Origin of the sequence: Streptomyces sp. NPDC004658 (assembly GCF_040609555.1) — a bacterium.
Taxonomy (GTDB): domain Bacteria; phylum Actinomycetota; class Actinomycetes; order Streptomycetales; family Streptomycetaceae; genus Streptomyces.
In genome coordinates, this window is the sequence record NZ_JBEXKG010000004.1 from 102,453 (window position 1) to 122,285 (window position 19,833).

15 protein-coding genes are annotated in these 19,833 nt (G+C 70.3%); 4 read left to right on the top strand and 11 right to left on the bottom strand.

Annotated elements, in window-relative coordinates; genetic code table 11:
- The first annotated feature begins 380 nt into the window (after positions 1-380).
- Positions 381-1,001 carry a hypothetical protein gene (locus tag ABZV94_RS03400; RefSeq protein WP_356336689.1) on the top strand — a complete coding sequence of 207 codons (621 nt, stop codon included), beginning with the start codon at positions 381-383 and terminating at the stop codon, positions 999-1,001.
- A gap of 597 nt (positions 1,002-1,598) precedes the next feature.
- On the opposite strand, the gene ABZV94_RS03405 is transcribed toward ABZV94_RS03400, so the two are convergent.
- From ABZV94_RS03405 to ABZV94_RS03415, 3 genes are all read right to left on the bottom strand, one after another.
- Positions 1,599-2,231 (bottom strand): hypothetical protein, encoded by a 633-nt coding sequence (locus tag ABZV94_RS03405; protein ID WP_356336691.1) that lies wholly within the window; start codon positions 2,229-2,231, stop codon positions 1,599-1,601.
- Between the two features lie 68 nt (positions 2,232-2,299).
- The gene (locus ABZV94_RS03410) at positions 2,300-3,001 is read right to left on the bottom strand and encodes a ribonuclease HII (protein ID WP_356336693.1); all 702 of its coding nucleotides are present in this window, start codon (positions 2,999-3,001) and stop codon (positions 2,300-2,302) included.
- A gap of 81 nt (positions 3,002-3,082) precedes the next feature.
- Complete coding sequence (locus ABZV94_RS03415) at positions 3,083-3,706, bottom strand: TetR/AcrR family transcriptional regulator (RefSeq protein ID WP_356336695.1); 624 nt, start codon at positions 3,704-3,706, stop codon at positions 3,083-3,085.
- Between the two features lie 185 nt (positions 3,707-3,891).
- On the opposite strand from ABZV94_RS03415, the gene ABZV94_RS03420 reads away from it, so the two are divergent.
- Positions 3,892-5,442, top strand: a complete 1,551-nt coding sequence (locus ABZV94_RS03420; RefSeq protein WP_356336697.1) for an MFS transporter — start codon at positions 3,892-3,894, stop codon at positions 5,440-5,442.
- A gap of 418 nt (positions 5,443-5,860) precedes the next feature.
- On the opposite strand, the gene ABZV94_RS03425 is transcribed toward ABZV94_RS03420, so the two are convergent.
- The 3 genes from ABZV94_RS03425 to ABZV94_RS03435 form a co-directional block, all read right to left on the bottom strand.
- Positions 5,861-6,781, bottom strand: coding sequence for an ADP-ribosylglycohydrolase family protein (locus ABZV94_RS03425; RefSeq protein ID WP_356336700.1), 921 nt, complete (start codon positions 6,779-6,781; stop codon positions 5,861-5,863).
- 12 nt (positions 6,782-6,793) lie between these two features.
- Positions 6,794-7,453 (bottom strand): histidine phosphatase family protein, encoded by a 660-nt coding sequence (locus ABZV94_RS03430; RefSeq protein WP_356336702.1) that lies wholly within the window; start codon positions 7,451-7,453, stop codon positions 6,794-6,796.
- 149 nt (positions 7,454-7,602) lie between these two features.
- Positions 7,603-8,208, bottom strand: coding sequence for a YdbC family protein (locus ABZV94_RS03435; protein ID WP_356336704.1), 606 nt, complete (start codon positions 8,206-8,208; stop codon positions 7,603-7,605).
- Positions 8,209-8,362: 154 nt separating this feature from the next.
- Here ABZV94_RS03435 and ABZV94_RS03440 point away from each other — a divergent pair, with 154 nt between their 5' ends.
- Positions 8,363-8,893, top strand: coding sequence for a TerD family protein (locus tag ABZV94_RS03440; protein ID WP_356336707.1), 531 nt, complete (start codon positions 8,363-8,365; stop codon positions 8,891-8,893).
- Positions 8,894-8,965: 72 nt separating this feature from the next.
- On the opposite strand, the gene ABZV94_RS03445 is transcribed toward ABZV94_RS03440, so the two are convergent.
- Positions 8,966-11,857: a vitamin B12-dependent ribonucleotide reductase gene (locus ABZV94_RS03445; RefSeq protein ID WP_356336709.1), complete on the bottom strand. Its 2,892-nt coding sequence runs from the start codon at positions 11,855-11,857 to the stop codon at positions 8,966-8,968.
- 163 nt (positions 11,858-12,020) lie between these two features.
- Positions 12,021-12,572, bottom strand: coding sequence for a transcriptional regulator NrdR (gene nrdR / locus ABZV94_RS03450; protein WP_356336710.1), 552 nt, complete (start codon positions 12,570-12,572; stop codon positions 12,021-12,023).
- 563 nt (positions 12,573-13,135) lie between these two features.
- Here nrdR and lexA point away from each other — a divergent pair.
- A complete protein-coding gene (gene lexA / locus ABZV94_RS03455; RefSeq protein WP_058082171.1) occupies positions 13,136-13,915 on the top strand; it encodes a transcriptional repressor LexA in 780 nt (259 codons plus the stop codon).
- Between the two features lie 242 nt (positions 13,916-14,157).
- Here lexA and ABZV94_RS03460 read toward each other — a convergent pair whose 3' ends face one another.
- From ABZV94_RS03460 to ABZV94_RS03470, 3 genes are all read right to left on the bottom strand, one after another.
- Positions 14,158-16,149 (bottom strand): ATP-dependent DNA helicase, encoded by a 1,992-nt coding sequence (locus tag ABZV94_RS03460; protein WP_356336712.1) that lies wholly within the window; start codon positions 16,147-16,149, stop codon positions 14,158-14,160.
- Between the two features lie 529 nt (positions 16,150-16,678).
- Complete coding sequence (locus ABZV94_RS03465) at positions 16,679-17,449, bottom strand: GNAT family N-acetyltransferase (protein ID WP_356336714.1); 771 nt, start codon at positions 17,447-17,449, stop codon at positions 16,679-16,681.
- Between the two features lie 172 nt (positions 17,450-17,621).
- Entirely contained in the window at positions 17,622-19,616 is a 1,995-nt protein-coding gene (locus ABZV94_RS03470; RefSeq protein ID WP_356336717.1) for an IucA/IucC family protein, read from the bottom strand.
- Positions 19,617-19,833 lie beyond the last annotated feature (217 nt).

The window sequence follows — 19,833 nt, forward strand, 5'->3', positions numbered from 1 at the left end:
CCAGGTGCCGCCACCGCTTCCCGCCGTCCGAGGACGACGACGCACCGCCGCCCGACCTCGTCTCCCTGGGCTGAACTGCGCGTTGGCGCCCGTCTCCACAGCTCAAGGGACGACCGCGCGGCGGCTCGCGGTGGCCCGGCAGGCGGCGACCGGTGATCACAGGCGTCATCAGCCGAACCTTTGGGTAGGGATATAAGCCACGCACCACCAGATAACAGTCGGCGATGCCAATTGCTCGTTGCCGCAGCCAAGTTCGACAGGAAGAATTGAGGTCCGCTCCCCGCACGGCTCGTCCGTGATCCGGTTGGGCTCCGCTGCGGTGCGCGCTCCCCCGAATCCGACCTCGCCCGCAGTGTGGGCGCGTAGCCGAAGGGAGGAACGTGACCTTCGGATTCGCCTCGTCCTCGGCGGCCTCGTTGTCGACGTCCACGTCCGCCGCTTCCACCAGTCGTCTGCTCGAGCCGGCCGAGTGGGCCGCTGCCGGAATCCCTCTGCTGCGCAACCCCCGTGAGGTCGTCAGCGGGCTGCACGCCCGCCATCATCCCAAGCCGCTCACCGCGATCGTGGCCGTTCTCGACCCGGACGAGCACCTGCGGGCCAGCGCTTCGTTCACGCGCCGTCCGGCCGCCGCCGACGGCTGGATGTTCCGCAACGCGCTGCTGGCCCAGCTGCGCCGGGTGATTCCGCACGACCTCCGCCGCCGCACCCCCGTGCGCACGGCGGTCCTGCTCTACTGCCGTGAGGGCGACGCGCGTTGGACCGAGGAGGACGGCGCCTGGATGTGGGGGCTGCGCGATGCCTGCACACTGCACGGGCTGCGTTGCGGGGCGTACATCACGCTGACCCAGGACGGCTGGCAGGTGCTCGGCGAGGGGCGCGGCGGACGCCGGCCCAACGCGCATTCGGCACCCGAGCCCTTCGCCACGGCGGAGGCACCGCCGCTCGTTCCGCGCACCGGTGGCCCGGTCTCCGAGGTGCTGCGCCGGGCAGCGGCTCGCTGAGTTCACCGAGTAGCGCGGCGCGGGCGGTACGACGGCGTGTGCCGCCGGCCGGGCTGTAGGAGGGCATGAACAGCCAAGCCGCACAGGTGAACGGCCGGCCGGGCCGCGCACTCGGAACGACCGGCCGGTACTCGCTGCTCAGTGTGCGATGCCCGGACCGAGCCGTCGGCTGTCGCGAGCGCTGCCGAGAACACACGCGGACTCACGCGTCGGTCCGCTGGTGACACGCGAGCCACTCCGGCCGGATCAACCCGGGAGCAGCGCCGCTCCAGCCGGATCACGCCCTGGAGAGCGGCTACGGCCGGATCAACCCCTGAACGGCCCTGGCACGGTCGCCGCGTCCACGGCCGCACGGGCGAAACGCGCTGCCCGGCCTGCGCCTGCACCTGCACCTGCGCCTGCGCCTGCGCCCACCACTGCGACGACGCGGATCAGGCATGCCGGGCCCTGCGTGTCCCGCTCCCAGCGGTCCTTCGGAAAGCCGCCCTCCGGCGGCTTTGCCACGGCCCGCTTGCGGGCATGCCAAAAGCCGCACCGTGCGGATTCCGCCGGAGCGGCCCCTTCGGCACCCCGGTGCCCCGGGGTGCCGGACGCGGCTCAGACGCCGGCGCCCAGCACCGAGTTGATCTGCTGCGGGTCGCCGCAGACGATCAGCAGGGCGCCGGCTCGGGAGTGGGCCAGCGGAAGGGCGGTGGCAGCGGCGGAGGCGGGTCCGCCGTTGACGGCCACGACGACCACCGGGCGGGAGGCAGCGCGGGAAGCCACGGCGGCATCCGCGTAGAAGACGTCGTCGCCGGCGTCATGCTGCGCCCAGTAGGACGTCTCGCCGAAGGACAGCTCGTGCTCGGCCCACGGATGCTGGGCACCGGTGGTGATCACGAGCACGTCACCTGGGGAACGACCCGAGTCCAGGAGCAGGTCCACGGCCTCCTCGGCGGCATCGAGCGCGCCCTCGGCCGAGGCCGGGATCAGCTGGATCTGCGGGCTCGCCGCGGTGGCGGCGGAAGCGGCCGGGCCGGAGGGGCCAGGCTTGGCCGGAGCCACGTCACGCGGCGTGCGCTGCACTGGCGGCGTCGGCCGCAGCGGGCCGGGACGACCGGGGCGGGACGGAGCCGCGGGACGGGGTCCGGGTACGGGGCGGGGGGTCGGCGCGGTACGGCCGCTGGCCGGAGTGGCGCGGGGACCCTGGGCACTCTCGTGAATCTGAGGCTCCTCGGGAATGAGAGGCATGAGCTGATATTTATCAAACGTTGGTGCGGCGCGGATGACCGGGTGGCACATCAGTGCGAGCGGAACCGTCAGAAATCGAGTGCGAGCTGACCCTCGATTTCCGGAACGCTTCCGTCCGCCCAGCTGCGGACCTTCTTGAGGTGCCGCCACTGAGGCAACGCATCAAGATACGCCCACGACAGTCGGTGGTGCGGGGTGGGCCCCCACTCCTCCAGTGCGGCCTTGTGCACGGGCGACGGATACCCGGCGTTGTCCGCAAATCCGAAGTCTGCATGGTCGATACCCAGTTCGGCCATCATTTTGTCGCGCTGGACCTTGGCGATCACCGACGCCGCCGCAACGGCCACACACGACCGATCACCCTTGATCACCGTGCGTACCTGCCACGGGTCGCCGAGGTAGTCGTGCTTCCCGTCGAGGATCACGGCGTCGGGGCGGACCGGCAGGGCGTCCAGGGCGCGGACCGCGGCGAGCCGCAGCGCGGCCGTCATCCCCAGGTCGTCGATCTCCTCCGGGGAAGCATGCCCCAGCGCGTAGGACGTCACCCATGACTGGAGGGTCAGGGCGAGTTCCGTACGCCGCTTGACCGTCAGCAGCTTGGAGTCGGTCAGCCCTTCGGGCGGGCGGCGGAGTCCGGTGATCGCCGCGCAGACGGTGACGGGACCGGCCCAGGCGCCGCGCCCCACCTCGTCGACACCGGCAATGACCTTCGCTCCGGTCGTGGCGCGCAGGGAGCGCTCGACGGTGTGAGTAGGTGGTTCGTACGGCATGGCGCCCTTAGCGTACGCCGCCGGGATCGCCTCGCGACACCCCGGTGGCCCTGCCGGGACCGGGAGTGCCGACGCGGCGGATCAGGTCGCGTAGGGCCGCAGCAGCGGGAGCATCAACTGGTCGATCATCTCTTCGAGATCCTGATCGCTCCATTCGCTGGCGCACATCTTCGATCGGTACATCATCATGGCCGGGATGGCGTCGAAGACGTATCCGTTGGCCGCGTCCGAGCGCACCTCGCCCCGCACTATTCCACGAGTGATGACCTCGCGGAGCAGCTTGACGGTCGGCTCCACCACGGTCCCGAAGATCACTCGTTCGAAGCGTTCCACTTGCATGTGGTCGCACTCGTGAATGACTGAGCGCAACGCGACGCCGGGGCGCGAGTACATGATCCGCCGTACCTGCCGGCACAGGGTGAGCAGGTCCTCGCGCACGCTCCCGAGGTCCGGGGCCTTCTCCACCCGGGGCAGTCCGGACACCAGGGCGTCGGCGACCAGGTCCTCCTTGGATGGCCAGCGGCGGTAGACCGCGGCTTTGCCGGTCTGGGCGCCGGCCGCGACACCCTCCATGGTCAGCCCCTTCCAGCCGACCGTGCTGAGCTGCTCCAGGGCGGCGTCCAGGATCGCGCGCTCCAGCACCGCACCGCGCCGACGAGGGGAAGCCGTCCGGTCAGGGGCGGCCGTCCAGCGCGAGGTAACCATCTGTGTTTCTCCAACAGGCAAGGGAAGCGGGGGTTCCGGGGGAAGAGGCGCCGCGCCGCAGCAACAGGGGGACGCGGGACGCGACGCAGGATTAAGTGAACGCTTGCGTTCACTGTTGGGGACTCACTACCGTGGACGCGAAAGTGAACGCGAGCGTTCACTAACGCCTTTATGGGGGATCCATAGTGACAACCTCTCAGCTGCTCAAGGACGATCAGAAACCGGGCGTGGCCCGCCGGGAGGGGCATCCCGGCATCGCGCTCACCGTCATCGCGGCTTGCCAACTCATGGTGGTACTCGACGCGACGATTGTGAATATCGCGCTCCCGCACATTCAGGACGCCCTCAAGTTCAGTACCACGGACCTGACTTGGGTGGTCAGCGCCTACACGCTCACGTTCGGCGGCCTGCTGCTGCTCGGTGCGCGGGCCGGTGACATCCTCGGCCGCCGCCGGGTGTTCATGACCGGCATCCTGCTGTTCACCTTCGCGTCGCTGCTGGGAGGTCTGGCCCAGGAACCCTGGCAACTGCTGGCCGCACGGGCCCTGCAGGGCGTGGGTGGCGCGATCGCCTCGCCCACGTCGCTGGCGCTGATCACCACCACCTTCCCCGAAGGCCCCGAACGGAACCGGGCCTTCGGAGTCTTCGCCGCCGTCTCCGCGGGCGGCGGAGCCATCGGCCTGCTCGCGGGCGGCATGCTGACCGACTGGCTCGACTGGCGGTGGGTGCTGTTCGTCAACGTGCCCATCGGTGTGCTGATCGCCTCGCTCGCACCGCTGTACATCAACGAGTCCGAGCGGCATCCCGGACGCTTCGACCTCACCGGTGCGCTGACCTCCACGGTCGGCATGGCCTCGCTGGTGTACGGATTCATCCGGGCCGCGGAGGACGGGTGGCGGGACGGCCTCACCCTGGGCTCCTTCGGCGCGGCCGTGGTCCTCCTGTTCGCCTTCGTCTTCACCGAGATGCGGGCGAAGGAGCCGATCACCCCGCTCAGGATGTTCGCCGACAGGAACCGCTGGGGCACGTACGTGATCATGCTGAGCCTGGCCGCGGCGATGTTCGGCATGTTCTTCTACATCGTGCTGTTCGTGCAGAACGTGCTCGGCTACAGCGCCATCAAGGCCGGTCTCGCCTTTCTTCCCGTGACCGCCGCGATCGCCGTGGGCGCGGGCCTGTCCCAGCGCCTCCTGCCGGTGCTCGGCCCCAAACCGTTCATGATGGGCGGTTCCGCCCTCGTGGTCATCGGGCTGGTCTGGCAGACCTTCATCCGGCCCGACAGCACCTACGTGGGCGGGGTGCTGGGCCCCATGCTGGTGTTCGGCTTCGGCATGGGCCTGAACTTCGTGACGGCCACGGTCACGGCCGTGTCGGGTGTCGCCCCGCACGAGGCGGGAGCGGCTTCCGGGCTCCTCAACGCGATGCAGCAGGTCGGCGGTTCGCTCGGGCTGTCGATCCTGACGACCGTCTTCGGATCGGCCAGCACGGACGAGGCGAAGAAGCAGCTGCCGAAGTTCCTCGCCGACGCCTCGCCGGAGCAGAAGGCGGAGTTCGCCAAGACGCACCAGCTGCCCGCGCCCTGGGGCCACGACGTGCTCGCCCACGGCATCTCCACGGCCTTCATACCGGCCGCGGCGATGGCCGCGCTCGCCTTCCTCACCGCCTGGCTGGTGCTCAGGGTCCGCAAGGGCGACCTCGACTCCCTCGCGGGCACGGCGGGACCGCACCTCGGCTGATCCAGGCGCAGCCGCGCGATGCCGCGGCCGACCGGACCGCCGCCGGGGGACCGACGGGGCACGCGGGGATCCGGTCGGCCGCACCACGGCCGCCAGCGCCCTGGCCAAGGCGCGGAACAGGAAGAACAGAGCAGGAACCAGCTCCGACACCGATACCGGCACCGGCACCGGCACCGGCACCGGCACCGGCGAGACGAACGCCATCTCCCACCCCTCCATCCCTCCTCGTCACGGCTCCGCCCGCCCACTCGGCCCCGGACGGGATGGAGGGCGGACACCGGATGAACGGACGGCGGTCACGGAGAGTTCCCGGCAGGCACGGAGAGTTCCTGCCCGCCGCCGCAAGGCGAGCGGAACGCCGTCAGGCGGCAGACGTCAGCGAATGCCGTCACATCCTGACGTCGCCAGCCTGAAGCCGTCAGCCTGATGCCGCCGGCCCCTCGGTGGGCACCCACTCCGGCAGCGCCTCGGTGTGCCGTACCCACCCCGCGGGCGGCGCCCCGGCCCTGCCGGCGGCGAGCACACCACCCACGATCGCGCACGTCGTGTCGACGTCCCCGCCGGCCTGGGCGGTGGTCCAGAACGCCGACGCGTAGTCGCCGAGAGAGCGCGCGGCCGACCAGAGGGCGAAGGGAACGGTGTCATGAGCCGTCGTACGGCGCCCGCAGCCCAGGACGGCGGCGACGGTGGCGGCGTCGCCGTAGTCGAGCATGTCGCGGGCGCGGCGGAGGCCCTGACCGACCGCGCTCTTCGGGACGAGCGCGATGACGCCGTCGAGCAGGGCCTCGGGGGCAGGCGGACCGCTCGGCGAGCCCACCATGGCTGCCGCCGCGGCCACGGCCATGGCCCCGACCACGGCCTCCCGGTGCTGGTGCGTGGTGTAGGCCGAGATCTCCGCCTGGTGGGTCGCCTGCTCGGGGTCGTCCGCGTACCAGGCGCCCAGAGGCGCGATCCGCATCGCCGCGCCGTTGCCCCAGGACCCCTGGCCGTTGAAGAGTCCCGAGGCCAGCCGGCGCCAGTCCTCACCCTCCCGGACGAGACGCAGCAGCCGGGTGACCGCGGGGCCGTAACCCCGGTCGAAGTCGTGGTGCTCGGCGAAGGAGCGGGCGAGCGCGTCCTGGTCGATGCGGTGGTGGGCGGCGAGGACGGCGACCACGGAGCAGGCCATCTCGGTGTCGTCCGTCCACTGCCAGGGGCCTGGGGGCAGCTCGCGGCGCTTGAGCAGGGGGTAGTTCACGGGAACGAAGAACTGGGAGCCCAGCGCGTCCCCCACGGCCAGTCCGCGCAGGCTCGCCAGGGCGCGTTCCAGGCGTACGGGGGAAGAGGAGTCAGCGGTCATCGCCCTGCCACTCTATCCGTTCGCCCAGTACGGCACCGGGTCCCGCCAGCGCTCGAAGGGCCGGTCGAGTGTGTACTTGCCGTCCTCACCCAGAACGAGCATCCGCATCTCGGCGTTCCCGGGGTTGGACAGCGACTCGAATTCCGCGACCGTCCAGTGGAACCAGCGCATGCAGAACAGCCGCATCGCCAGGCCGTGGGTCACCAGGAGAACGTTCGGCGGGTGGTCGGGGGCCTCGAAGCTGCGGAACAGGCTCTCCAGGAAGCCACCGACCCGGTCGTACACGTCGGCGCCGGACTCGCCCTGCGGGAACCGGAAGAAGAAGTGGCCGTAGGCGTCCCGGTAGGCCTTCTGGAGGCGTACGTCGTCGCGGTCCTGCCAGTTGCCCCAGTCCTGCTCGCGCAGTCTGGGTTCCTCGCGGACGCGTATGAGATCGGGGTCGAGGTGGAAGGCGCGCAGCGTCTCGTGGGTGCGGCGATAGGGAGAGACGTACACGCTGACGCGTTCCCGGCCGAAGATCTCGCGGAGCCGCTTGCCGGTCTCCTCGGCCTGCGTCCAGCCGCGCTCGGTCAGCGCGAGGGCGTGGTCGGGCTCCCGCTCGTACACGGAGTCGTCGACGTTGCCCGTGGATTCGCCGTGCCGGACAAGGACGATGCGCCGTGGTCGTGCCATGCCAAAACCCTAGTTCGAACTGTGCGGAGTCGAGGACTCATCACGGCCTTGTACGGCGTAGGTCACACGCCTGCCGTGTCCGGGGCCGCTTCCCCGCCCGCCCTGCCGGGGCCGTCGCGAACAGTGCGTTGGTTCGTCGGATCCCCACGTCAGACCGTCCAGGACGGCTCCAGGTCCACGATGTCACCCGAGAGCGCCGCGACGTCCGCCTCGGTCTGGGCACGCAGGGCGAGACGCTCCACACGCTCCGTGCGGTACTTTCCGTGCTCGGCCGCCGACCGCCACATGGACAGGATCAGGAACTCCTGCTCCGGAGCCTCCGCGAACATGCCGCGGATCATGCCGGGCGAACCCGCCATCGCGGGATTCCAGACCTTCTCCTGCATGAGCGTGAAGTGCTCCACGCGCTCCTCATGGATCCGGCACAGGGCCACGCGGATCAGGTCGGCGTCGGTGAACCGCGGCTCGAAGCCCGTCTTCACGTCGAAGCGGTACTCGAACAACTTGACCTGGGCGTCCTTGAACGTTCCGGACTGGGCGGCGGCCAGGCGGTCGTGGGAACGTGCCATGAAGGAGTCGTAGAAGGCACGGCTCTCCCAGAAGGTGAAGATGTGCGCCACCCCCGCCCGCTGCCGGCTCCAGCCCCCGCCCTGTCCCCGAAATCCCGGCTCTCCCAGAAGCCCCGCCCATTTTCGCTGTCCCCGCTCGAACCCCCGGCGGTCCACCACGGTGCAGCGAATCCACTTGACCAGCACCGCGCCATCGTAAGGCCACCGGGCGTGGCGTCGGTCACGCTCCGGCGGAGATCGCCCGCGCACGCGCCCCCGCGCGCGTGGGACCATGGGTGCAAGGAACCCCAGCCGTTGGGGAGTTGGGGTCGAGCGAGCCACAGGGGGAAGGGAAAGCCTGGTGACCGGCTTCAGCAAGGGAATCCGCAAGGTCGAGGTCGCCCTCAAGTGGGACCCCAGTCCGGCAGGCCGACCGCCGACGGATCTCGACATCGTCGCCGCGACGTACCTGTCGGGCGACCCGTACGGCGATCCGGCCTATCTGGTGCATTTCGACAGCCGCTCGCCGGACGGCACGATCCTCCTCAACCGCGACAGCACCGACGGCAAGGGCTTCGGCTGGGACGAGGTCATGACGATCGAACTGGACCGCCTCAGCGACCGCTACGCGCGCGTGATGGTGGGCGTCGTCATCCAACAGCGGCCCGGACACAAGACGTTCGCCCAGGTGCTGAATCCCGCCGTCCGCATCCGCGAGGGGTACACCGTGCTCGCCGAGGAGGGCTTCGCGTCGGTCCTCGGGTCGACGGCCGCCACGATCGCCGAGTTCGTCCGGGAATCGGAGGAATGGACGTTCCGTCCCGGCGTGCGGGGCTTCGACGAGGACCCGTCCACCTTCACCCGGGTGATGGGCAGGGCGCACCAGTCCTGAAAGTCCTGGGACCCGTACGAGTAAGGGGCGCCGGCCTGGGCCGGCGCCCCTTACTTCAGGAACGGCGTGTCATCAGCTGCAGCCGCTGGTCGAGCCGCAGCCCTCGCAGATGTAGCAGGAACCGGCCCGCTGCATCTTCGTACCGCAGGAGAAGCACAGCGGGGCGTCGGCCTGGATGCCCAGCTGCATCTCCACCAGCTCGGCGCTGGTGTGCGCCTGCCGCGGCGCGGGCTTGGCCGCCTCGGCCTCCGCCTTCGGCGTGGCGACCGCCTTCAGCTCCTGGGCGCGCGGGGCCGACTGGGCCAGGCCCTCGACGTCGACCTCGTCGTCGTCGATGGACTGCTCGTACGAGCCGGTCTCCAGGTGCCGCTGGCGCTCCTCGGCGGAGTGGATGCCGAGCGCGGAGCGGGTCTCGAAGGGCAGGAAGTCCAGCGCCAGGCGACGGAAGATGTAGTCGACGATCGACTGCGCCATCCGCACGTCCGGGTCGTCCGTCATGCCGGCCGGCTCGAAGCGCATGTTGGTGAACTTCGAGACGTACGTCTCCAGCGGCACGCCGTACTGAAGACCGACGGAGACGGCGATGGAGAAGGCGTCCATCATGCCCGCGAGGGTGGAGCCCTGCTTGGACATCTTCAGGAAGACCTCGCCGAGACCGTCGTCCGGGTAGGAGTTGGCCGTCATGTAGCCCTCGGCGCCGCCGACGGTGAAGGACGTGGTGATGCCGGGACGTCCCTTCGGGAGGCGCTTGCGGACCGGGCGGTACTCGACGACCTTCTCGACCTTGGGCTCGACGGCCGCGGGCTCCTCGGCCTTCTTCTCCGTCTCCTTCTTCTTGGCGGAGAGCGGCTGGCCGACCTTGCAGTTGTCGCGGTAGATCGCGAGCGCCTTGACGCCCAGCTTCCAGGCCTCGAAGTAGATCTCCTCGACCTCTTCGACGGTCGCCGTCTCCGGCATGTTGACCGTCTTGGAGATGGCACCGGAGATCCACGGCTGGATCGCGGCCATCATGCGGACGTGGCCCATCGGGGAGATGGCGCGCTCGCCCATGGCGCAGTCGAACACCTCGTAGTGCTCGTGCTTGAGGCCGGGGGCGTCGATCACGTTGCCGTGCTCGGCGATGTGGGCGACGATCGCCTCGATCTGCTCCTCCTGGTAACCCAGGCGGCGCAGGGCCTGCGGGACGGTGCCGTTGACGATCTGCATCGAGCCGCCGCCGACCAGCTTCTTGAACTTCACGAGCGCCAGGTCGGGCTCGACACCGGTGGTGTCGCAGGACATCGCCAGACCGATGGTGCCGGTCGGCGCGAGGACGGACGCCTGGGAGTTACGGAAACCGTTCTTCTCGCCGAGGCGCAGGACGTCCTGCCAGGCCTCCGTGGCGGCGGCCCACACCGGGGTGTCCAGGTCGTCCATGCGGACGGCCTTGCCGTTGGCGTCGGCGTGCTGCTTCATGACGCGGTTGTGGGCGTCGGCGTTGCGGGCGTAGCCGTCGTAGGTGCCGACGACCGCGGCCAGCTCGGCGGAGCGACGGTAGGCCGTACCCGTCATCAGGGAGGTGATGGCGCCGGCCAGGGCGCGGCCGCCGTCGGAGTCGTAGGCGTGGCCCGTGGCCATCAGCAGGGCGCCGAGGTTGGCGTAGCCGATGCCGAGCTGGCGGAACGCGCGGGTGTTCTCGCCGATCTTCTGGGTCGGGAAGTCCGCGAAGCAGATCGAGATGTCCATCGCGGTGATGACCAGCTCGACGACCTTCTGGAAGCGCTCGGTCTCGAAGGACTGGTTGCCCTTGCCGTCGTCCTTCAGGAACTTCATCAGGTTCAGCGAGGCCAGGTTGCAGGACGTGTTGTCCAGGTGCATGTACTCGCTGCACGGGTTCGACGCGGTGATCCGGCCGGACTCGGGGCAGGTGTGCCAGTTGTTGATGGTGTCGTCGTACTGGATGCCCGGGTCGGCGCAGGCCCAGGCGGCCTCGGCGATCTTGCGGAACAGGGCCTTGGCCTCGACCTCCTCGATGACCTCACCGGTCATGCGGGCGCGCAGGCCGAACTTGCCGCCCTCCTCGACCGCCTTCATGAACTCGTCGTTCACACGGACCGAGTTGTTGGCGTTCTGGTACTGGACGGACGTGATGTCGTCGCCGCCCAGGTCCATGTCGAAGCCCGCGTCGCGCAGGACGCGGATCTTCTCCTCTTCCTTGACCTTGGTCTCGATGAAGTCCTCGATGTCGGGGTGGTCGACGTCGAGCACGACCATCTTGGCGGCACGGCGGGTGGCGCCACCGGACTTGATGGTGCCGGCGGAGGCGTCGGCGCCGCGCATGAAGGAGACCGGGCCGGAGGCGTTGCCGCCGGAGGAGAGCAGTTCCTTGGAGGAACGGATGCGGGAGAGGTTCAGGCCGGCGCCGGAGCCGCCCTTGAAGATCATGCCCTCTTCCTTGTACCAGTCGAGGATCGACTCCATGGAGTCGTCGACGGACAGGATGAAGCAGGCGGAGACCTGCTGGGGCTGCGGGGTGCCGACGTTGAACCAGACGGGGCTGTTGAAGCTGAAGATCTGGTGCAGGAGGGCGTACGCCAGCTCGTGCTCGAAGATCTCGGCGTCGGCGGGCGAGGCGAAGTACTTGTAGTCCTCACCGGCCTTCCGGTACGTCTTCACGATGCGGTCGATCAGCTGCTTCAGGCTGGTCTCGCGCTGCGGGGTGCCGACGGCGCCCCGGAAGTACTTGCTGGTGACGATGTTGACCGCGTTCACCGACCAGAAGTCGGGGAACTCGACGCCACGCTGCTCGAAGTTGACCGAGCCGTCGCGCCAGTTGGTCATGACGACGTCACGGCGCTCCCACGACACCTCGTCGTACGGGTGCACTCCGGGGGTCGTGTGGATGCGCTCGACACGCAGTCCCTTGGTGGCCTTGGCGCCCTTGGCTCGGGAACCTCGTGCCGGACCGCTCGCCGTCTCTGTCATGCCGCCTCCCTGTACGGGCAAAAACGCCCTGAAATGCCCATTTATTCCCATGGGCATGTGTTCCTGTCGTGCGTTGCGGGCACCCTCAGCTACCACCCGCAACAGGTCTTCGTTCGCCGCCGCCCGGCCGGAACCGGGTCTCCTCCGGCTTCCGGCCCTCCGGTCAGTCGGCGGCGCGGGCGGGCACGGGGACCTGAGTGGTCCCGCCGGGCCCGCTTTCGTCTTCCTGGCTCCCCGCTCCCGCGTCTTCCTCCTCCGCGGCGGGGCCTCCCGTCGCCTCCCTCAGCTCCGCGATGGCGGCCTCGAAGTCCTCGAGCGAGTCGAACGCCCGGTAGACGGAGGCGAACCGCAGATAGGCGACGAGGTCGAGCTCCTGCAACGGGCCGAGTATGGCCAGACCCACGTCGTGGGTGGTCAGCTCGGCACTTCCGGTCGCACGCACCGCTTCCTCGACCCGCTGGCCGAGCTGGGCGAGCGCGTCCTCGGTGACAGGCCGCCCCTGGCACGCCTTGCGCACACCGTTGATGATCTTGGTGCGGCTGAAAGGCTCGGTGACACCGGACCGCTTGACCACCATGAGCGAGCACGTCTCCACGGTCGTGAAACGACGGGAGCAGTCAGGGCACTGGCGGCGCCTGCGGATGGATGTGCCGTCGTCGGTCGTACGACTGTCGACCACACGGCTGTCGGGATGCCTGCAGAAGGGGCAGTGCATGTTCTCCAACCCTCCTCACAGCAGACTCAACAGCCTCACTGGACCCAAGGGCCCCGCGAAGCAGCCCTAAGCATAGGCGATCGCCGAGGCGTCTCGGACCCGGGGGACCACAACTTCTGGGCTGCGGTAGCCATCCAACCACTACATGTGGGGATTGGCTCATACAACGAGGCAGATACGCGTGTCGCGCCGAAAGGGCGGCCCGGCGCCCCTTCAGCGACCGGCGGGGACACGCGGGCGCCGAGCAGTGTCGCCGCGACGCTTGCGGGGATACCGTGGGCGCCACAGGGAGGAGGCGTGGCACTCCCGCGCAGAAAGGACCCCGGATCGCGGACTACGGGATTCCGGATGGCAGACTGGGGCGCGGCCCACGAGGCCGGCGCGCCCCGGCGGTGAAGAGTACAACAATGGGCGCTTTTGTCCGCCAAGCGTCGCGTCAGCAATACACCCAGGCACATGATCGCGTCAGGCGAAACGCACTTTTTCACTCGAACGTGTGTTTGGCGCAACCTTTCGAAAGCAACTACCGTTGTCCAGCAGGGAGACCATCGAGAGGGGCCGACGTGACCACCACCGCAGACAGTGCCACCATCACCGCCCAGGACCGCTCCCTGGGCCGAGTCGAGCCGGTACACGCGATGAACGAAGCCACGAATCCCGAGGGACACAAGCGCTCCCTGCCGGGCCGACCTCCAGGCATCCGGGCGGACAGCTCCGGACTCACCGACCGGCAGCGCCGGGTGATCGAGGTCATCAGGGACTCCGTACAGCGGCGCGGTTACCCGCCGTCGATGCGGGAGATCGGCCAGGCCGTCGGCCTCTCCAGCACGTCCTCGGTCGCCCACCAGCTGATGGCGCTGGAGCGCAAGGGCTTCCTGCGCCGCGACCCGCACCGCCCGCGCGCCTACGAGGTCCGCGGATCCGACCAGGCCGTCACCGTGCAGCCCACGGACACCGCCGGCAAGCCCGCCGCGTCGTACGTCCCGCTGGTCGGCCGCATCGCCGCCGGTGGCCCGATCCTCGCGGAGGAGTCCGTCGAGGACGTCTTCCCTCTCCCCCGCCAGCTCGTCGGTGACGGCGAACTGTTCGTCCTCAAGGTCGTCGGCGACTCGATGATCGAGGCCGCGATCTGCGACGGCGACTGGGTCACCGTCCGCCGCCAGCCGGTCGCCGAGAACGGCGACATCGTCGCCGCCATGCTCGACGGCGAAGCCACCGTCAAGCGCTTCAAGCGCGAGGACGGCCACGTATGGCTCCTCCCGCACAACGCGGCCTACGAGCCCATCCCCGGCGACGACGCGACCATTCTCGGCAAGGTCGTCGCCGTGCTGCGCCGCGTGTGACAACCGCGGCGGGCGGGCCGGCCGGCTCGCTCCCTGACCGGGCCCCGGAACCCCTGCGCCGGTTCCGGGGCCCTGCGCATGTCATGAGCCCTGCGCAAGTCCGAGGGTTTGCGCATGTCCGAGGGCCTGCGCATGGTCGGCGCCCCGCGTGGGAGCCCTGTGTGTGTCTGGGCGCCACGGGCAGCCGCGGGACCCCTGCATCGAGGGGTAGCCCGACCACCGACGGTCGGGCTACCCCTCGATCACCCGGCCGCCGCCGGCTGGGCCTCCGCCTGCTTCGCCAGCGCGTCGATCGCCGCGAGCGACTTGCGGACCTGGTTACGGTCCGTCGTGTACCAGAAGTCCGGCAGTGACGCCTTCAGATAGCCGCCGTAGCGCGCGGTGGCCAGCCGCTGGTCCAGTACGGCGACCACGCCCCGGTCGCCGGACGCCCGGACCAGACGCCCGGCCCCCTGGGCCATGAGCAGGGCCGCGTGGGTCGCGGCCACCGCCATGAAACCGTTGCCTCCGGCCTCCTCCACCGCCTTCTGGCGCGCGCTCATCAGCGGATCGTCGGGGCGCGGGAACGGGATCTTGTCCATGACGACCAGCTGGCAGCTGGGGCCCGGGACGTCGACGCCCTGCCACAGCGACAGCGTGCCGAACAGACACGTCTTCGGGTCGGCCGCGAAGTTCTTGATCAGCTCACCGAGCGTCTCCTCACCCTGGAGCAGGATGGGGAACTCGGGGATGCGGGAGCGCAGCTCCTCCGCCGCGAGCTGAGCGGCTCGCATGGACGAGAACAGGCCGAGGGTGCGCCCGCCGGCCGCCTGGATCAGTTCGGTCAGCTCGTCCAGCATGTCGGAACGTTCGCCGTCACGCGCGGGGCGCGCCAGATGCTTGGCGACGTACAGGATGCCCTGCTTGCGGTAGTCGAAGGGCGAGCCGACGTCGACACCCTTCCACGTCGGCAGGTCCTCGCCCTCCACTCCCTCCGGGCCGAGCCCCAGGGAGGCGCCGACGCCGTTGAAGTCGCCGCCGAGCTTGAGCGTAGCCGAGGTGAGGACCACGGTCCGGTCGGCGAACAGCTTCTCCCTGAGCAGACCGGACACCGACATCGGGGCGACACGGAGGGACGCGCCGAAACGGTCGTGCCGCTCGTACCAGACGACGTCCCACTCCGAGCCGTTCACGACCCGCTCCGCCACGTCGTGCACCGTCTCCACCGAGGCCAGCGCCTGTTTGCGGACCGCGTCCTCGTCCTGGACCGACTTGTCGCGTGTCGCGCCGATCGCGGAGATCACCGTGCGGGCGGCGTCCCGCAGCGCCATCAGGGCATAGCCGAGGTCTTCCGGGATCTCTTCCAGGCGGCCCGGCAGCGCGAGTTCCATGAGCCGCTCGAAGCCCTCGGCAGCGGTCTGGAGCTGATCTGCGGCCTTCTCGTTCACCAGCTTGGCGGCACGGCGCACCGCCCTGTTGACCTGGCCCGGCGTGAGTTCACCGGTGGCGACGCCGGTGACACGGGAGACGAGTTCATGCGCCTCGTCCACGATCAGCACCTCGTGCTGCGGCAGCACCGGAGCGCCCTCGATGGCGTCGATGGCCAGCAGCGCGTGATTCGTGACCACGACCTCGGCGAGCTTGGCCCGCTCACGGGCCATCTCCGCGAAGCACTCGGCGCCGTACGCGCACTTCGACGCACCGAGGCACTCCCGCGACGAGACGGAGACCTGAGCCCAGGCACGGTCCGAGACACCCGGGGTGAGATCGTCCCGGTCGCCGCTCTCCGTCTCGTCGGCCCAGTCCCGCAGTCTCAGCAGGTCCTGGCCCAGCTTGCTGGTGGGCGCCGCGGCCTCGAACTGGTCGAAGAGGCCCTCCTCCTCGTCCTGCGGCATGCCCTCGTGCAAGCGGTGCAGGCACAGGTAGTTCGACCTGCCCTTGAGCATCGCGAACTCCGGACGGCGGCGCAGCAGCGGGTGCAGGGCGTCGACCGTTCGCGGCAGGTCCCGCTCGACGAGCTGGCGCTGGAGGGCGAGCGTGGCCGTCGCGACGACCACCCGTTCTCCGTGCGCGAGCGCGGGCACGAGATAGCCGAGCGACTTTCCGGTGCCGGTGCCGGCCTGGACCAGCAGATGGGATCCGTCGTCGATCGCCTCGGCGACCGCTTCGGCCATGGTCACCTGGCCGGGGCGCTCCGTGCCGCCGACGGCGGCGACGGCGGCATGCAGGAGTTCGGAGAGGGAGGGCTTCGTCATAGCCTGACCACCCTACGACCCTGCACTGACAAACGGGGGGTCTTGGCGGGGGCAGGGGGAGGGCGCACGAGCGGGGCTCCTGAGTGGGTGGGCCGGTGGGTGGGACCAGGTTCGGGAATGCGTCCGGGATTGCGTCCGGATTGGACGGGCGGGGGAACTGCTGGTGCGGCGCCGGGTCGTCATGGTTCTGGCGTCGGGGCGGGTCTGGAGTCGGGGCGCGGGTCTGGGGGCGGGGCGGGTCTGGTGTCGGGGGGTGCGGGTCTGGTGTCGGGGGGTGCGGGTCTGGCGGCAGGGCGGTGCGATCCGGGTTCGGGCGGTGCGGCTCGGGTTGGGCGACGCGGTTCGGGACCGGGCGGTGGCGGCTCGGGTTCGGGCGACGCGGTTCGGGTTCGGGCGCCGAGATCCGGCCTCGTAGCTGTGCGGCCCGGGTACGGAACCCTCCATCCGGCCTGGGAGAACTTTTTCTTCGACGCGGGAACACCACGGATCCGCCACTCGTATCTATGGGTGAGCGCACGATGACGCAGCGCTACAGCACATCGCGCAGGACTCGGTCCCGGATCATGAGGGCGGCCCGCTTGCCGGGCAGGTCGACCTCCGCCGCGAACCGGAAGCCAGCGCTCAGGAACGCGGCGATGGAGGGGGTGTTGCGAAGATCGGGTTCCGCTACGACCCGTGCGCAGGTGGGACGCCGGTCGAGGATCAGATCGGCCACCGCGCGCAGGAGGGCGGATCCCAGCCCGCGCCCCCGGTCGGCGGCGTCACCGACCAGGAGGTGGATGCCGGTGTCGTGCGGACGGACCGGGTAGTGACGGGCCAGTGGGTCCAGGTCCGCACGGTAGATCTCCCAGTAGCTCATCGGGACGCCGTCGAGTACCCCGAGGCACGGCACGCTGCGCCCGTCGCCATGCAGTTGCGCCCGTAGATGGTCCTCCGTCCGGTTCCGGGGCCCGGCCAGCTCCCAGAACTCGGCGACGGTGGGGTCGTTCATCCAGCGGTGGACGAGCGAGAGGTCCTGATCAAGGCGTACGGGCATCAGCTGGAAGGAGCCGACCGGGGTCGCGACCGGGCCCCACGTCGCGAGTCGGCCGAGGAGACCGGCCGTCTCCCCGGCGCGGAGGGCGACGAACTGAGCGGGCAGGCACAGCTCCAGCGTGTCCTCGCTGTCGGGGTCGTCGTCCTCGACGGTGAACTGCCCGAAGGGAGAGTTACCGGGGGCCGTGGTGGCCGCGTGGGAAACGGCGATGTCCGGGTGGGCGGGGACGGGTCCGGTTCCGGCGCTCGCGTCGGTGGGAGGCACGGTGCGCTCCTCTCAGGAGACGTGGTGGGTCATGTTCCTCGGATGTGCGGGAGAGGGTGTGCGGCTCGTCGAAGGCGGTCCGCTCAGATGGTGCGCAGAGGTTCTTCGCTCGGGGATGAAGGGGTCGGCTCATCAACGAAGGAGGTTTGGCTCATGGACGAAGGGGGTCGGCTCATGGATGAAGAGGGTTGGCGATGGTGACGTACACGGACTGGGTGTCGACCGGGCCGACGAGTTCGTCGAGGCCGTGCAGGCGGGTCAGCAGGTTGGCCTTGCAGCGCAGGACGGGTGAGTCGAGGAGGCGGCCGGGCAGGGAGGTGCGCAACGCGGCCGGCCCTGACGAGAGAGCGGTGAGGAAGCGGCGGAAGGCCGCGAGCAGCAGCCGCTCGTCGGCGAGACGCTGCGAGCCGAAGACGCCGATCAGGCCGAACACGTTGTTGACCGCCAGGTAGTAGGCGAAGCGTTCGTCGGCGACCTCGTCCGGGACGAAGGTGTCGCTGTGCCGGCCGATCCCGGGCAGCCGGGCGGTCAGCTCCGCTCGCCGGGACGCCCGGAAGTAGTACCCCTGGTTGTCGCGGTAGCGGCCGCCCACAGGCCAGCCGTCGCGGTCCAGGAGGACCAGGGTGTTCTGCTGGTGTGCTTCGAGGGCGATACCGGCCTCGCCGTCCAGCCAGAGGACGGGTCGGACGACCTGTTCCAGATAACGCAGGAACCACTCGGCGGCGACGGCACCGACGGGTCGGCCGGTGCGTACGGCGAGGCGTGTGAGGAGTCGGGCCAAGCGCGACCGCATGGGCCGAGAGGGATGGTCCGGCGCGATACCGGCGGACGGCTCGGGGAGCGGGCGAGGGGCGACGAGCCCGGCGACGCAGCCGACGTCGTCGGCCGGAGTGAACGGGTTGTGCCGGATCACCACGTCCAGTCCCGGCACGGGCAGGCCGTCCGAGCCGTCGACGGCAAGCCAGGCGGGGTCGCGGACGATGTCGAAGCCGGGGTGGGCGGACTGCCACTGGCGGGCGAGACCGGTGCGCAGGAGCCGGTGCACCTCGACTCCGCGGTGGAGTTCCTTGCGGAGGTTCTCGCGGCGGGAGTTGGTGATGCGCAGGGCGAGCGAGAGCTTGAGCATCGCTGGAGCACCGGATCGGTACACGGTGCGTACGGAGGAGGTGGGGTACCAGAGAGCCCCCAGGGGGCCGAGGTCGCGGAGGAGTCCGGAGTCGAGCAGCGCGGCGATGGGCTCACGGTGCCGGACCTCCCGGGCCTGCCACGGGTGCAGTGGCAGAGCGGTGTAACCGTCGGGCAGCGGCAGCCCGGTGCCGGCGAGGCGGCGGACGAGGTGGCCGGCGGGCACGGGACGGCCGCGCTCGGTCCAGGCCGAGTCGGTCGCGAGGAGAGAGGGGGCGACGGCCAGCCAGTGGAGGGCGAAGGAGCCGCGCAGTTCCGGTGAGTACCGCTCGGCTTCCGCTTCGGTCAGGCCTTCCCGGCTCTTCGGGGTCGGGTGCAGCGGGTGCCCGAACAGGAGGGCCTGTTCGGCGCTGAGGAAGAGGTCGGGGCTGTCGGCGGGGTGGTCGCGGCGGTACCGGATGAAGGCCGCGGTACGGCGGACGGAGTCGGCGACTCTGGCCACGAGGTCGGGACCGTCTGCTCGATCGCCGACGCTGGTGCCAGTACCGGGAGCGGTGCCGTTGGGGCTCGTGCCGTCACCGGAGCCCGGGACGGGGCGGGGTGAGGCGCCGGTGGTGTCGGCCGGTGCGGTGGCGGTTTCCCTCGTGAGGAGGGCGGCGAGGGTGACGGCGTCGACGGGTGGCGCCGTGTCGGGCGCGTCGGCCAGACGCGGAAGGCCGAAGCGGTGCCAGCCCGTCGGGGACCAGTGGTGGACCGGCGCGACGAGGGCGGCGCCGCTGGCGGGCAGCGGAACGCGGAGGCTGCCGGTCGTGGGAGCGGCGAGGCCGGTCTCGCGGGCCCAGCACCGCAGGAGGTTCTCTACGGCGGCGGCCTGGGCCGCGGCGTCGGGATCGGGGTCCTCCAGCGGATCGGCGCCGGGAGCGGTCCGCCGGGCGGGTTCCGTCTCCCGCTTCTTCTGCTGCGGGACCGACTCGGTGACCGGTGCCGCAGAGGACGGGGCGCCGGAGCCTCCCTGGTCGTCGGGGGCGGGGGTGGCGTTCATGACGCTCCTCTGGGGCTGGGGTGAGGTGGTGCGGGCTCGTTCCGTCGTCCGCTCGGGCGCCGTTCCTTCGTGGCCTGCGGTCGGTGGGGCGGGATGGCTGTGGGATTGGGTCGGCGGTGGACGTCGGTGTGGATGCCTGGAAAGGGGGCTGAGCGAGGATGGAGAGCGGTGTTCGTCCGAGGGGCGGCGCCGGAGGCCGGGCCCGGCGCGGGGGGAG